We start from the raw sequence: 13,957 nt of genomic DNA, 5'->3' as shown, positions 1-13,957 counted from the left end.
AACTGGAGATGATTATGGATGATATTCAGGCGTACCGGGCAAAGAAGAAACTCAAAAAAATGCTGAGCAATAAGTCGTGGAACTTGGAGGGCTTTCACGCGAAATCGGATCTTGTGGTTAATGCTTACTTATACGATCCCTTCGATACAGGTGAAGTCGCATTAGCAGGGTTTACTGAACAGGACATATCCAGGCTCAAGCAGATAAAGGAGCCGATAGAGGCTGTTTGCGGCGCAGTTGACCAGCAGTTCAAGCGCTATGTCATGGCCGCAGGTGCTCAAATTCGGAAACGGATCGAGGAGCTGGGAATACTGATGTGCATCTATATGCTTAATACAGCCAGCTATCAAACACTGTGCGCCAAGGAGAAAACAGGCCACCGGCACTTCATTATCTTGCTTTATAGAAATCGTCACACAAATGTATGCACGCTCCGTCCTTTCAGCCTAGTCAGCCAGGAAGCAATCTTGGATGTTGAGATGATCAAGCAATATGCGCAGTCTGTGATTGCCAGAGATGAAGTTGCCAATCCTAGCTACTTTAACGCAAGCCCTGTCGTCCCAATCCGGAGGTAATATGGAACTGAGTATTTTTGTAAATGGTATCCAGGGCCATAACCAGGTGATCCACCATGCTCTGCTGAATAGCGGGCTGTATGTTATGCACGAGAATGACTACAGCTATACCGTCGGGATGAAAAATATTGGAGCACCAGATCTCATAATGTTTGGTCAATCACCAGAGGTGTCTGAAGAGATGTTTCAAGTACTATTCCAGGCAGTAAAGCTGGGGCTAGTTACCCTTGAACAGTCCAATGACATCGGTCAAATATTTGATCCTCAACCACGCCTCGAAGAGTTTTCTCAAATGGAGAAACGTTGCCACCTTTTTGCGGCAAGAACTTACTACGGCTCGTGGGATTTCAGGGCCATTAAAGTGTTTATGGAAATTCACTAGGGGGAGAAATGGGTATTAGCCAACTTAGAATAACCTCTTCATTCACTGTCCTTTGTGAAACGGACACCTTCATCCTTATCAGGGATAAAAATGATCCTGATCATGCATCGGTGACGAACGCTGCCGACTACACGGTTGAGTGGCTGGCCCAACGATTCGAGATTGCTAACCGCCGTATCGTATATCAGGACACCATGGGCCGCTTTGATGAACTATGCCATAAAAGAGGTAAGTTTGATGGATTCAAGCCCTTAACAGAGAGCCAGCAAAGGTTCTTTATTGATCTACTGGCTTGTAGTTTCGTGAAGGGGGATTGAATATGCCTGCTAGAGTCATAGATTTTACTGCCCACCTGAATAGAAAGCGTCAAACAGAGGCGCTGAAGGAGAAGATTGTGGCTTCTGGCTGGGATATAGACTGCGATATTTCATCGGTTGATTCTGAGGTTTGTTTTTATCTAATAGACAGTAAAGAATCTGGTATTACACTCTTTGGATGCAGCAAAGAGACTATCCCTGAAAAAGGCTCTCCAGAGATCGTTCACTGGGGTCATTTTGTGCTGGCCTGGGATGTCATCGCTGATCCAGACATGCCCTTTGACAACAAGCACAAACAAGACACGATGGAACTTGCTATCAGGGCTCTACCGAGTTTGCCGGAGTGGCAGGAATTTGCCGATAGAGCTTTTTCTACAGATGGTACGAAAAAGCCTCATATTCTCGTGCTCATAGATAGAGCAAGCCTCGACTCCCCTCTGGAGTTGATAGTTGCACATTCAGAGTCCCCTGTGTTGAATCCTGAAAGTATTCAGTCCATCGTGGATAATTATGTAAAGGCACAATGAAATAAGCTATTTCATTCTATAAATAGAAAAAGCCCCGTAATGGAGCTTTTGATTGGAAATGAACCGCAAAGGTATCAAAAATAAGCCGATAAAGTACGCGTTTAATCGCTCTCGTCTATTCTCAGGGGCTCAGCTCCTGCAAGAAAAGCATCATAGTTTTTAATCTTTGGCGGGTATGGGTGTCGAATAGCGTTCAGATAAGGTTCTCCACCCTGCTCCTTAAAATATCTCTTAATAGCCGTAAGTTCATCTCTTTCAGGATTCCTATCATCATCCCAGGCCAATTCATCTAATAACCAACGGTTACCATGCCTTTCAATGCCAGGAAACAGCGCTCTACCACAGATAAAGTCATTCAATTTTTCTTGACTGAGACTGTATGCAGCTGTGTAGTTTTGAGTCTTATCACAAAAATATATTAATGCCTTAGCATGATACCGTGAGCGCCAATAGCCCCATGGCAAGCTATCCCATAGCTGATAAGTAGCGATAGTTTGACTACCAACCCTCTTTTCGAACTTCAGAACAATATGAATATATTCATAGTCGTTTGTTTCGCAATCTTCATTTTTAATTTTTGCCAGCTCTGCCAACTCAACGCCAGATCGCGTTAAAAACAACACATTGACGCTATTACCTGTTTTTAATTTATACCTTGTGATTTCCGATAAAATTGCAGGTAGGTTCTTATAGAATTGCCTAGATCTATAAGCGCAATCAGAAGAACCTTTTAACCAATCTCTCTCAATACCAAAAAGCTTCTGAAGATGCTCAAAAACAGGGCCATCCATCAAATCTATAATCTTGTTGGTATCCCGAAGCTCCGAACGAGTAATCGAATTAGGAGGCAAGAAATTAGGAATATCAGCTGTAGCAATCCCATGAGATTCAAACAACAAAAAAAAGCGCATAACCATCGTATCTAATTCATCTGTCTGAGGTGAACTAGTTGTTTCCATCACGCCCTTCATAGTAAGGGAGATAAAGTCCTGCACACTGACCCCCAAATGTTCCGCATGAGCATTAATCCACTGCCGTACCTTGGGAGGAAACCGAACCGACTGTGTAACTCGCCCCTCGGTAGGATCAATTGGCGGCAAGTCCACTTTAGTAGGCGCACTACTACCAAGGCGCGCCAAAATATCAAACAATGACAGCTTAACCTTCTTCATAGCAAGCTCCGAAACATATTTGGATTCAAATCGAATCCAAATATATTTTAAGAATCAGTTTGAAGCAACAAGGCATGGAAGGAGAATTTGAACAGAAACTTACGGTTTCGCCCTGCCAGGCATTCTACGAACCGTAAATCCCTAGCTGTTTGACAAAATCGAAGAGAATATTGCACATCACTAAAGAAGGGTGTAAAGCATAGCAAGTCATTGATTTTCCTTGTGACTTCAAGTTACAAGGGCGATTCGGGGGGGCATAGATAGGGTAACTCTATGCGCGGAATTTAGGCCTACTCCATTTCAAGTAGACACCATTGGATATTTAATCTCGTCGGGCCTGGTGGCTTGGCAAATAAACCTCGCCTCAAGTAAGATACCTTTATCGCCCGCTATTCATCCCCGAATAGCAACCTTGAAAGGCCCACTGGTTTCAACTGTCAGCGGGTCTTTCTTTTAATACATTTGTTAGTTCAAGGTCGCGCTTTTTCTTCTTTTATTGATTTTAAGCGATAAGAAACCTATCTCATATAACCAAAAGTAAGCCAAAGTGTATTGTACAATACACTTTCCATAACTTTAATTTATATAAAAGCCTTTCATATGTCTTTTTGGGAATAACGAACTGAAGCAGAGATAGACCACTTCAACCGGATCTATGGGCGCAAGGTAGGCAACTAGATCTGGACCGTTACCTTGCAGATTTCCGTGCTCTTGATGGTGATGATCACCTCGCTGCCGAGGTGGTCGTAGACACAGATTCTATTCAGGCCGGAGATATAGTTCCGCTTGAGAAAAGCGGTTCCCGCATTGGCGGTACTTGCGAGTAATACCAGCACGGTAACTAGCGCTAAGTGCTTCACTGTCAATTCCCTGTGTTATGAAAATCATTTTTCATTATTAATTGGTAACTTACCCCAGTCGGGATATCGGTTCCTTAAAATGGCCTCTTGTTCTTCCTTGGTCTGAATAACATCTTCAACATTGCAAACGCCAATTTGGCCTTTGGTAATTTCATTGCTGTACTTTTCAATGAGCCGCCTAGCTTTCAACCGGTTTTCTTCGGAGGCCTGACGGCGACCAGCGAAATCCTCACGTATCTTCTGAAAATTTTCTTCCAGTGTGAGCTTGGCGTCCATCATGAGACCCAGACAAAAATGCACCAATATATTAACATCCTGGGAAGTGGCATCTGGTACGCCTTCCATTGCGGGATCAATGGTTGGGTCAGATATTATTGATTCCGCGATATCGTCAGGAAGTACGAAGAACTGGTCATCATCAGCTTTAATTAACATGGCAAGGCCTGCGACTGCTCCCCGCCCGACTGGGTGGGTGATTTAGGACTAGCCTCGGCATTTGAATAGAAACCAATAGTTTGGCCCACACTAGTCCCATTCATAGGATTAAATCCTTCTCAGACAAATTACATTACGCTGCCCAGTGCTTGTTACCGTTGCCCAAGGTATTGTTCACTGCTTTTGGTATATTGCGCGCGAAACCACCGTTTTTGGACAGTGCGTCCTTGCCCAAAACATAACCAGCCAAACTAAATCCAATGACTGCCAGCGTGGCTTGCGCGGCTTTCCAATGGTCAAGAGCCTGCTCGAAATCGTCCCAACCAGTAGCAGTAACCGTGCCGCCAATACCATACTTGGCGAATATGAGAATTGCTTCTGTTCGCACGTTTTGTAGCGCATCGGAATTTCTCATATCAAAGCTATTGATATTAATCCCAACCAAATGCATTCCAGCGGCCTCGCAGAATTTCTCTAGGTCCTTCTTGCTTGTGTTGTCTCCCCGTGGGTTGGAGAAAAATACACTCTGATGAGAGAGTTTATTCTCCTTTGCCACCAGGGCATTGATGCCAGGCTGCTTAGCTAAGCTTTGTAAAGCTTGCACGAAAGTACCTGCGCCTTCGCCATGTACTAGCCAGTGGATACGGGCATTGTTGGCCTGAGCCTGCTGGATGAGTGCGGTGAGCGCCCTACTGTTAGGCACTTCTTTATGTTGGCCGTTTTGCCAAAAGAGGGAGTAGTGCTTCCCATTACCGGATAAGTCGTGGGAATTCAGTGCCCCATTATAGGCATTGGCAATATGCGTAATCAGCAGCCGGCCCGCCTCCTCTTTACTGTCAAATTTACCACTGACGGCTGCATAATGCGCATTATTCCAGTGATGGCTATGGTCCATGCTGTTTCGCCGATGTGAGGCAGTTTTCCACTCGTCCTCCTTCCTGCTCACACGATATAAGCCTGTAGCTTGGTCCGCGACAGGAGCTGAAATAGAGCTATCGATGTTTAAGCCGTAAATCAGGACATCACCATCGGCATCTATCTGGTAGTTAATCTGCGCTCCGTCCAAGTTTAGAGCACTGAGGTTGTTTTCACGTCCACCGGGGGTAATCGCCAAACTGTAAACAGCCCGCACCAAACTGGTTTTGTAGTAGTTGCCGGGGTGTTCGCGCTTGAGTAGATCCCACATAGGGTAGTGCTGCTTGAGCACATAGACACTGCGATTGATATTGAGGTTTTCGCCTTGCTCCACAATGGCTTTCCAGGCGACACTGCCTGCTCTCATAGCTGCTCCTTGCCTTGCTAGTATCAATTTTTAATGGTGTTTTCTGGGTATCGAGTACGCTTTAAAATCTTACGCCTGCCAAGTTGGTGGTGGACTGCCGGGCTTGGTGATAATAATGTCGCCACCGAACTCTCCCCCCTGGTGCCACTCGGGATAAGTCCAGGCTTCAACTCCGCGTTTATTACTAGCCCTGGCCTCTGGCCACTGCTGCCGCGCTTTTGATAATTGTGACTGAGCATCAATACCGAGTTGTAAAGAGACGCTATCGCAGACCGCATCACGGATGCCATTCATTGCAGTTAGGCAAGGCTTTACCGGCGCATAGCCCAGATAGCGGAAATTAAGTCTAATATAATGATGCTGGTTTAGAGGGATAAATAAGCGGCTGGAAAAATAGGTATCGTAATATGGGTTTGCTTCCAAGCGATGTGGGGGATGATCGTCATGCTTTTCAAAAAATATCGCGGTTGCCCCATCCAGCTCGCGCAGCTGCCAATTAACAGGGGCTTTCTGTACATGGTCGTCGGGATGGCAGGGCCCCCAGTAATATAGATTGCGCATTATGACCTGCTCAAAGTGCTGCGGATTAAAGCAGCTCATATGGCTGGGCAATTTGTCGTGGCGGTTCAATGTCAGCACAAAATCAATAGTGCCAATAGGGCGCTCACGCCAGATGGGGCCAAACAACTCCCAGCTGCGCTTCATTAGCGTCTGGCTGGCTACTCCCTCGCGCTTCCAGTCTTCATAGCCACTATCATCAACGTAATTGCTGTTATCAAAAATGTTGACGCTTTGCGGCGGCTCCTGGCTGGAATCACCAAAACTGTCATGACAGAAGTTAGGCGGTAGCTTGAAGGTCAAGTAGCTGCCGGAGAGGTCGATTGTAATGGTTTCACGCTCGTGAAGACGAGGGATGAAGGGCCGCTGACGCGAGGCAAACAGGCGAGATAACATGTACAAATCAATCCTTTGAACATTCCTGAGCAGATCTTACTATGTTTTTTTCAACAACACACTTTGACAGTTCCTAGCATCTGGAAAACTGGACCGGCGTGGTAACATCAGCATTACCAATGTTTACTCCATCAATTGTGAATGGCCCAAACTGCTTGAAGGTATTGCCATTACCGGGTAGATGCTAATAACAGATGTATTAAAAGAAAAGCCCGCTGACGGTTGAGAACCAGCGGGCCATTCAAGGTTGCTATTCGGGGATGAATAGCGGGCGACAAAGGCATCTTACTTGAGGCGTGGTGTATTTATCAAGCCTCCAGGCCCGACGAGCTTATGGGGTGCTATTTCCCTTGCGAATTAGTACGATTTTCCTATTTCCAGTAAAAGACTCTATTGGAAACAGGGACGTTTGCTACCCATAGAAATAATTTTTTGTTTTGTACATTACACTTTTCAAGTGATAGCCATAAAGACTGTATCTAGTGAGAAGTATCAATTCATGTGGTGTCGGCCATTTGCTTCGATTCGTTTGTCATTCATTTGTTGATATATGCATTTGTGTCAACGCGGTTATATACACTCTTAACCTCCCATCCTTCTGAAGGAAGTTATTTTGTGATCTATCTCGCAGATTTAATGATAAATACTTCATAAAACTAAGAGCCGAGAGTTATAAGATGGATCAATACAAGGTTTCGGATTTATATAACAGGAAATCAAAAAGCAATGTTAAAATTATCTGTTTCAGATTCAGCAAAAAAACATATAAATATAACGATCACACAATTATCCTATATCTTCTTTATTGTACTTATTTTACAAATATGTACCGAAGGAGATATCTTTGACTTCAAATATCTATTCAATATTGACACCCCAGCCCCAGACAAGCTTCCAATAATTTTCGCTCTAATATTTATACTAGTTTCCTGCCTAATAAAGGTGATTTATCACTTATTTTGTCTAATTAAAGGTAAGACATCAATTCCTGAGGCTATCAAGGAGCACGCAGAAAATATCAATGCAAATTTCTATTATATCTTTGCAGTATTAGTGGGTTGCCAGAAATTAACCGAGGGGAATATTTTCGATTATCAGTACCTATTTAACCCAGACAGACTAACCATTGGCTTTGTTCTAGCCGCCATCATTCCTGTATTTATCCTGATTCGCTCTCCAATAAAAATAGCCCAGCAAACCTGTCTCTTACTAATGATGTCTTTCAGTCATTATCGAAAGCACCCAATAGAGTCTTGAGGCGATTCAACCATCTTCCGCAATCAGTCCGGCAAGGCTCGCCTCTAGCGCATCGGAACTGATTTTGTGACGGTTGATCACCGCCTCTTGCGTCGGCTTCTGTCCATTTCCAGGGTGGGCGTCGCCATGGTAGCGGCTAGCGCTGAGACTATGGTGGTGTTGTGCAATGGCTCAGGTTGAATAGTTCTGCCCATTAAGGGCCTCAATCTTGTATCGTTCTTTCAAGGCCCGCTGGTTGGTACGGGTTCCCATGTAGTTCCTGGCTTGTTTGTGTGGAAGCTTGCTCTAGCCTACAGCCAGCTGGCCTCTCTCGCTATCGCCAAGTGTGTCGGTTATTGTGAGAATCTATGATTTAATAGGTAGAAATATACATTATTTATCCGAAACAAAAACAGCTGGTACTCCAAAATTATCATCAAGTCCGCGAAACCATCCTTGAAGGCTTCGGGCAATAGGCTGAAGATGAGGTGGCTACCACAAAAGTCGATAGCGACTTTATCGCGATCATGACGGCGCTATATATAGGGGCGCTGGCGCGAAGCGAATAAGCCAGATAACATGTACAAATCAATCCTTTGAACATTCCTGAGCGGATCTTACTATGTTTTTTCAACATCACACTTTGACCGCTCCTAGAATCTGGAAAGCCGCACTGGCGTGGTAACAGAAGCATCAACAATGTTTACTCTATCGATTGTGAATGATCCAAACTTCTTGTAGGTATTGCCATTACTGGGTAGATGCTAGCAACGGTTGGTTTAGAAGAAAGGCCCGCAGACGGTTGAATCCAGTGGGCCTTTTAAGGTTGCTATTCAGGGATGAATAGCGGGCTTCAAAGGTACCTTACTTGGACGTTTAATATCCTTCTTCTTAAATGGCACTAAGAGTCTCCTCCCGGTTAACATCCAAGACCTGACTTGGTAGCTCGCTGTGATTGACTACAGCATGAAGTTCGTTGTAATAGCTTTCCGCGGCCCCAGCGGGGACCAGGTAGACAGCAGTAGGCTTAGCTTCCGTATCGGTTAATAGTACAGAGGCGATAACGTCAGATGATCCAAGGTTATATCGCAATCCTTTGATGAAGTGGCGACGTTCTGTACAAAGCCTTTCAAGAAGCTCCAGCTCCTCAATATTTTCAAAGGGAAGCCAATTACGATCCACGGCCATAAATGAAATGGTATCCACTTGTGGGCTTCCTGACGCACTTAATAGAAAAGTGCAGATTGTTAATAAGTGGATGGATTCATTTTCGTAGAAGAATGCAAGCTCAGTGGAGAATGCCTTGTTGATTCGCTTGTAAACGTCCTCTCCCATATACACTGGAGTATCGGGCATATGTTTAACGAGCATCTTGAAGCCAAAACGAGCTTCTTCAATGGACTTCACTTTACCGATGAGAATGCCCATAGACTGCTTGTTGCCCTGCTTTTTCAACTTGGAAAGGAATTGTCTTCGCCTAGCCACAATTTCATTTTTGTGATCCGCAGAGAACGGCTCTGGAATTAGCAGCGCTTCACCTAAGGAGTTCTTTCTGGTGACCTTGTTTTGCGCTGCCTGAAGTAGATATTTCCTAATCACATACCATGAGCGCTTACCTTCCATATTCGGCGCCCATCTGTTTAGGCCCGCTTCTTCATAAAGGAAGTGGAAAAGCGATCGAATGGTGAGTTTCGTCGGGTCACCTTTGACTACAGTAGGTTCTTTAGTCTCACCTTTGTTAATCGTTCGATTCAATGAGACTTTTGAAAGCGAGAAATCCAGCTTTAGGTTGGTAAGCCCGGTCTCCTGATCTTCGGAGATAGCTTTGTTCTCGACAGCACCGCGTCCGGAGAGCTCGGCAGGGATCTCGTAGGATTCACAATCCGGGTGATGTTGCTGGCTGCTGTTTGGCATTCTCTTTAGCACATAGCTGTTATCGCCAGTGCGGGCTATGTACATGGGGATGCCTGGAGAAGAGCAGAGACATAAGGGGCGTTCTCTGGATTTGTAAGTGCTGGCCAAAGCCTCTTGAAATAGTGGGTTTGAACGTTCGAGAACACAATCGCCGATGGAGTATTGTGACATTTTTCCTGCCTTAGAATATTGGTTCCCCTCTCGTCCTCATATACTGCATGATACTGAAAGAGAGAAAGTACACGACTGATGTAAGCCCCAAGAAGAGTGCAAATAGCCAGAAAAGGCCTGGTAAAATAAAGCTAGCATTCATAAACTTCAGAGTGAATGCAGGCGTTGCAGCCATCAGAAGGAAGAGAAAAAGCGTAAGTACATTTTCAGAAAATATGGTATGAGCTGACATCGGCTGGTTATTGTGATCCAAGTGGAAGTATTGATTGATACCGTCAACGTACTTTTCCACTACCCAACCATGACGCTCTGCATCTTTGATAAAGGTCACGAAATTCTGCACCCCCAGGGTCTGGAGAAGCTCAGTTACCTGAAGTCGTTTATCGCTGACCAGAAGTAAAGTGTTGTCTTCGTTCAGAGAAACAGTTTCTATCTGGAGCTTTATATTGGCTTGGATACCTGGTGTGAGGTTAATCAGCGACCTCACCGGGCGATCGGAGTAAATCCCTGTAGGCAGGTCTTCATACTTTTTCAGAGTAGTTAATAAAGTGCTTCCACCAAAGACATTGATTTCAATAAGCGCCCTCATGCATCATCCTTTAACCGAGTAGTATTTTTCGAAGATCTCCAGTGCTTCCCTGTTGGTAATTCCATTATCCAGTCTTTCGCGGACAAATGTTTGTATACCAGGCTCTTGTTCAATCAAGTTGGTAATGAGCTTTACCACATAGCTGGAGGCCTGTTCATTGAGCGACCGTGTTCTAGTGACGGAAATTGCCGTCATAACATCTGCATCAAGTTTTTGATTAATGCTTTGACGGTAATCGGAAGGCGGTACTGAGTTAATAATGTTTGATGAGTGATGATTTTTATCAGAAGAGAATATGCCCCCTATATCTGGTCTAGGCAGCTTTCCTGTTCCTGACTCAATAAATGGCAAAATGTAGAAGGTTGAAATAGCTCCAAGTATGAAGCCGACTACTATTCTGAACATTGATCACTCCAAAAATTGGGAGGAAGGGTTCCCCCCCCCCCTCTTCCACTAGATACTTAATGCCCTTCGGGTACGCTTTTTCAGAGATTCTCCAAACTGAGTGGCATTCACGGACTTGTCAGTTAGCCAATAGGTAATTGTGATTGCACTCTCTTTATCGCTTTGCTTTTCAATCTGGCTGTCAATAACAGCCATAATCCCGTCGTGGTTTCGGTGTGCTCGCATGTGGTAGTACAGAGAAGGCGTTGCGCCATAGGCATAGGCAAAAGTCTGCATCTTAGTGTCGGCCAAGCTGCCCCATTCCTGGCGAATTTCCTGTTCGGTTTGGTAGTTGAATTCCTTTTTAATTTTTAGGAATGCGAGATCAACATTCACGGGTACGGTAAATACGATCTTGTGTTCAGTAGGCTTATTGACAGATGTATTTACCACGGTGGTGTCGGTAGTGGTTGTCTTTGCTACCTGGGTCTCCTGTGTGGCCTTCTTCTGGTTAGCATTTCCATCGTGATTGATGGGGTTGCCAGTAACCGGATTATTCCAGCAGGTCAGGCATTTGCCGTCTGATGAGTAGACGTGCTGATTGGACGCACAGCCGCTCACGATGGCAATCAGGGCTAGAGAGCCAATAAATGCAGATAGTTTCATGAGTGTTCTCCTAATAAGAGTGTTTACTTAACGTTACTACGAGGTGACAAACTAGCAACCGGGCATGCTGAGTTGCTGAATGAGCATCGAGCCAGGAGACACCTGCACATGGAAGTCTTGGGTAGACCTGTGTAGCGTGGGATTATCCTGGTCGATGAATGGAAACCAAGGAGAAAAGGATCATTGAGGTTGGACCCTTTTCTAGCGCTAGTACCTACCATAAGCCGTTTTTTGGAAGGGATACTGTTGCGCGTGGCGTTGATTGGTTGTTCTCGATGGGTCTTGGGCCAGTTTGTCGTTTTTTTTAACCAAACCCTTGCTGTTAATATGGCACTCAACTTCTACGGTCCTCCCTGGATGTAGGTATTGGCAGTTCTTTAGCTCGTTAGCATTGTCCACGATGTCCGGTGCAGCTGTCGGTAAACCATCGTTTTAATGTTGTCTGCATCGGCTAATCCTTTCTTATTAGTTCTGTTGTTCCAAGTAGCGTTTTAGTCCGGGCTTCTCAATGTTGTACCCACCCTTCCGAATTTGGCTGATCAAATTGGCTTCCGAGAGACGCTTGATGGCGCGCTGAATATTTGAGGGTACGCCTTTGACGCCCGCGTATTTATCGATTTTTGCCATTAACTCCTTCGAGTAAGGGTTTGCACCTTGGCATAGAGCTAAAAATACTAGCTTGTCGATGGGCTTCAACCGCTTAGATATTCCCTCAAAATCCTCTGTAGCTTCCATGAGCTGGTGCACGTATTCAAGAGAGTCCTTTACCGAGGCCTTGGAGGTGATCATTTGGGCAATGAGCTTCATCATCCAGTATGGCGATTGGTCCAAGTCTGAAAAGGCTTTGCATAGTGGTTGAATGGCAATAGTGATCTGATGGTTCCTCGCCAGCTTCTCACGCAAAAACTCTATAAAGGAAACATCGAGATCGGGAAATTTTTTCTCTTCAACAAAATGATAGAATGGTGACTTGGATTCGTTTAACAGCAGATCCAGATAGTGTCTGGAGGAGCCTGTGAATATGCTTTTTACCTTGCCCTGGCGTTTGTCCAGCATGGTTCGCAGGGTGTGAGCAAGCGGATCGAACTGACTGGATGTAGAGAGGTGCTGAACTTCATCAACCAGCAGCAGAACAGTTTTTTTCCCCGATTTCTCCACCAGTATATTGAGCAGCTGATCGAGGTAAGCTAGCTCTTTACTGGTTGGTTTACTGGGATTATCAGCAAACTCCACTTCCATCTTCCCCAGTAGCTCGTTACTTACTGCGGTTTTTTTGATTTTCGTATTGAGCAACCGGCTCAAAGTTGACTTCTTATCAAATGACGCGATGGCATCCTCCAGGGCTGCAATCAGCCCTTCATGCGGCGCATTGATGTTCTGCCAGAGGCTGGCATAGACAGGAATGTAGTTCTTTTTCTGCGACAGTGGCGCGAGATCTTGAAGAATGAAGAGTGTCTTGCCTTTGCGTCGGGGAGCTATGATTGCCAAGCTCGAATTGATACCAAGTGCCAATAAGCCAAGGTACTGTTCAGCCAGTTCCGTTCTAGGATAGTGCCACCCTTCCATAAAATGACCTCAAATTCAGCGTTACAAGTTACGCGGTTTTATGCACCATTTGCGTAATTACGCATTCTAGAGGTAATTGTGCGTAATTCAAGTCCAGTGAATATCGGTGTTTTTTCTCCTGGGGCCATAACTCATTGATTTAATTAATATTATACGTTATCAAATGACCTTTAAGACCAATATTAATAGCACTTTTATACCAGATATCGCCTTTCGTGGGTGATCTCCCCCATCCTTCTTATTTCGAAGAAGGCAACTTGTACCCTCTTCTATCGCTTACTTTTTGCACCGTAGGCGTAGCCTAACGTGTGCCAAGGAAACAGAAGGAAAATAAAGGAAAGGTAAGGTAAATGAAGGCGTCGGTTCGGTTTGGCAGTGAGGTGAAAAGTGGCTCAAATAGAGGTTCTCTATGTCATATCTGGTATAGAAGTGCTTAAAGATACTGTTTCCATGTGGTGAGTAAGTGAACCTCCCGGTATTGAACAATGATGTCGGATTCATGATTTTTGGACGCAACCAGGCGATTTACTCTCGCTTGATGTATCCCGATTAGCGGCAATATTCTGATATTTGCACTATCGGAACAGCAGGGAGGGGGGAGATACTTCCAGTTACAGGTATTGAGGCGGCGCCAGTGTTGTTGATACCGAGATTGACCACCCTTGGCGCCCCCGAAGCTACTACTAGGTAGCTATCATGCTGTAGAAACAGCGGCTGGATGCGGGGGGTGGGTTATGAAGGTACAGCAGGAATCCACCATTAAGCGAAGCCAAGGTTCAAGCCCCCCTCTTCCGCCTGATAGGAATACAGGGGGGAGTCACCTAGCTACAGAGAACCGACGCTTGGCCTTCTGCAAGGCAAGAAACACCTGTACCTTGGCGTTCTTCGGATCGACTTCACCAGCAAGTGGTTGCGTTTGTTTCTCAT

At 45.1% G+C, this 13,957-nt stretch carries 15 protein-coding genes; 5 read left to right on the top strand and 10 right to left on the bottom strand.

What is annotated here, in order from left to right:
* The first annotated feature begins 14 nt into the window (after positions 1-14).
* From FIU95_RS20875 to FIU95_RS20860, 4 genes are read left to right on the top strand one after another with little or no spacing between them, the layout of a single operon-like run.
* Entirely contained in the window at positions 15-575 is a 561-nt protein-coding gene (locus tag FIU95_RS20875; protein ID WP_152456575.1) for a hypothetical protein, read from the top strand.
* Position 576: 1 nt separating this feature from the next.
* Entirely contained in the window at positions 577-957 is a 381-nt protein-coding gene (locus FIU95_RS20870) for a DUF4262 domain-containing protein (RefSeq protein WP_172975513.1), read from the top strand.
* Between the two features lie 8 nt (positions 958-965).
* Complete coding sequence (locus FIU95_RS20865) at positions 966-1,274, top strand: hypothetical protein (protein WP_152456573.1); 309 nt, start codon at positions 966-968, stop codon at positions 1,272-1,274.
* Positions 1,275-1,276: 2 nt separating this feature from the next.
* On the top strand, positions 1,277-1,801 hold the full coding sequence (locus FIU95_RS20860) for a hypothetical protein (RefSeq protein ID WP_152456572.1): 525 nt from the start codon (positions 1,277-1,279) through the stop codon (positions 1,799-1,801).
* 101 nt (positions 1,802-1,902) lie between these two features.
* On the opposite strand, the gene FIU95_RS20855 is transcribed toward FIU95_RS20860, so the two are convergent.
* The 5 genes from FIU95_RS20855 to FIU95_RS20835 form a co-directional block, all read right to left on the bottom strand.
* On the bottom strand, positions 1,903-2,973 hold the full coding sequence (locus tag FIU95_RS20855; protein WP_152456571.1) for a hypothetical protein: 1,071 nt from the start codon (positions 2,971-2,973) through the stop codon (positions 1,903-1,905).
* Positions 2,974-3,647: 674 nt separating this feature from the next.
* Positions 3,648-3,833, bottom strand: a complete 186-nt coding sequence (locus tag FIU95_RS20850) for a hypothetical protein (RefSeq protein WP_152456570.1) — start codon at positions 3,831-3,833, stop codon at positions 3,648-3,650.
* A 24-nt stretch (positions 3,834-3,857) separates the two neighbouring features.
* Entirely contained in the window at positions 3,858-4,268 is a 411-nt protein-coding gene (locus FIU95_RS20845; protein WP_152456569.1) for a hypothetical protein, read from the bottom strand.
* Between the two features lie 133 nt (positions 4,269-4,401).
* Positions 4,402-5,550, bottom strand: a complete 1,149-nt coding sequence (locus FIU95_RS20840) for a hypothetical protein (protein WP_152456568.1) — start codon at positions 5,548-5,550, stop codon at positions 4,402-4,404.
* Positions 5,551-5,619: 69 nt separating this feature from the next.
* Positions 5,620-6,504 carry a hypothetical protein gene (locus FIU95_RS20835; protein ID WP_152456567.1) on the bottom strand — a complete coding sequence of 295 codons (885 nt, stop codon included), beginning with the start codon at positions 6,502-6,504 and terminating at the stop codon, positions 5,620-5,622.
* Between the two features lie 726 nt (positions 6,505-7,230).
* Here FIU95_RS20835 and FIU95_RS20830 point away from each other — a divergent pair.
* Complete coding sequence (locus FIU95_RS20830; protein WP_152456566.1) at positions 7,231-7,761, top strand: hypothetical protein; 531 nt, start codon at positions 7,231-7,233, stop codon at positions 7,759-7,761.
* 870 nt (positions 7,762-8,631) lie between these two features.
* On the opposite strand, the gene FIU95_RS20825 is transcribed toward FIU95_RS20830, so the two are convergent.
* The 5 genes from FIU95_RS20825 to FIU95_RS20805 all read right to left on the bottom strand — a co-directional run bounded on the left by FIU95_RS20825 (position 8,632) and on the right by FIU95_RS20805 (position 13,030).
* Positions 8,632-9,825, bottom strand: coding sequence for a DUF1173 family protein (locus FIU95_RS20825; protein WP_152456565.1), 1,194 nt, complete (start codon positions 9,823-9,825; stop codon positions 8,632-8,634).
* Between the two features lie 10 nt (positions 9,826-9,835).
* On the bottom strand, positions 9,836-10,414 hold the full coding sequence (locus FIU95_RS20820) for a hypothetical protein (protein ID WP_152456564.1): 579 nt from the start codon (positions 10,412-10,414) through the stop codon (positions 9,836-9,838).
* Positions 10,415-10,417: 3 nt separating this feature from the next.
* Positions 10,418-10,819, bottom strand: a complete 402-nt coding sequence (locus FIU95_RS20815; RefSeq protein WP_152456563.1) for a hypothetical protein — start codon at positions 10,817-10,819, stop codon at positions 10,418-10,420.
* Positions 10,820-10,867: 48 nt separating this feature from the next.
* Positions 10,868-11,464, bottom strand: coding sequence for a hypothetical protein (locus FIU95_RS20810; protein WP_152456562.1), 597 nt, complete (start codon positions 11,462-11,464; stop codon positions 10,868-10,870).
* 465 nt (positions 11,465-11,929) lie between these two features.
* Positions 11,930-13,030, bottom strand: a complete 1,101-nt coding sequence (locus FIU95_RS20805; protein ID WP_152456561.1) for a hypothetical protein — start codon at positions 13,028-13,030, stop codon at positions 11,930-11,932.
* Positions 13,031-13,957 lie beyond the last annotated feature (927 nt).

Origin of the sequence: Microbulbifer sp. THAF38 (assembly GCF_009363535.1) — a bacterium.
Lineage (GTDB): Bacteria > Pseudomonadota > Gammaproteobacteria > Pseudomonadales > Cellvibrionaceae > Microbulbifer.
This window is presented reverse-complemented; position numbering and strand designations above follow the sequence as displayed.

Excerpts from the sequence above, each read along its gene's own strand:
- FIU95_RS20875 (WP_152456575.1), top strand. The coding sequence starts at position 15 with ATGGATGATATTCAGGCGTACCGGGCAAAGAAGAAACTCAAAAAAATG.
- FIU95_RS20870 (WP_172975513.1), top strand. The coding sequence starts at position 577 with ATGGAACTGAGTATTTTTGTAAATGGTATCCAGGGCCATAACCAGGTG.
- FIU95_RS20865 (WP_152456573.1), top strand. The coding sequence starts at position 966 with ATGGGTATTAGCCAACTTAGAATAACCTCTTCATTCACTGTCCTTTGT.
- FIU95_RS20860 (WP_152456572.1), top strand. The coding sequence starts at position 1,277 with ATGCCTGCTAGAGTCATAGATTTTACTGCCCACCTGAATAGAAAGCGT.
- FIU95_RS20855 (WP_152456571.1), bottom strand. The coding sequence starts at position 2,973 with ATGAAGAAGGTTAAGCTGTCATTGTTTGATATTTTGGCGCGCCTTGGT.
- FIU95_RS20845 (WP_152456569.1), bottom strand. The coding sequence starts at position 4,268 with ATGTTAATTAAAGCTGATGATGACCAGTTCTTCGTACTTCCTGACGAT.
- FIU95_RS20840 (WP_152456568.1), bottom strand. The coding sequence starts at position 5,550 with ATGAGAGCAGGCAGTGTCGCCTGGAAAGCCATTGTGGAGCAAGGCGAA.
- FIU95_RS20835 (WP_152456567.1), bottom strand. The coding sequence starts at position 6,504 with ATGTTATCTCGCCTGTTTGCCTCGCGTCAGCGGCCCTTCATCCCTCGT.
- FIU95_RS20830 (WP_152456566.1), top strand. The coding sequence starts at position 7,231 with ATGTTAAAATTATCTGTTTCAGATTCAGCAAAAAAACATATAAATATA.
- FIU95_RS20825 (WP_152456565.1), bottom strand. The coding sequence starts at position 9,825 with ATGTCACAATACTCCATCGGCGATTGTGTTCTCGAACGTTCAAACCCA.
- FIU95_RS20820 (WP_152456564.1), bottom strand. The coding sequence starts at position 10,414 with ATGAGGGCGCTTATTGAAATCAATGTCTTTGGTGGAAGCACTTTATTA.
- FIU95_RS20815 (WP_152456563.1), bottom strand. The coding sequence starts at position 10,819 with ATGTTCAGAATAGTAGTCGGCTTCATACTTGGAGCTATTTCAACCTTC.
- FIU95_RS20810 (WP_152456562.1), bottom strand. The coding sequence starts at position 11,464 with ATGAAACTATCTGCATTTATTGGCTCTCTAGCCCTGATTGCCATCGTG.
- FIU95_RS20805 (WP_152456561.1), bottom strand. The coding sequence starts at position 13,030 with ATGGAAGGGTGGCACTATCCTAGAACGGAACTGGCTGAACAGTACCTT.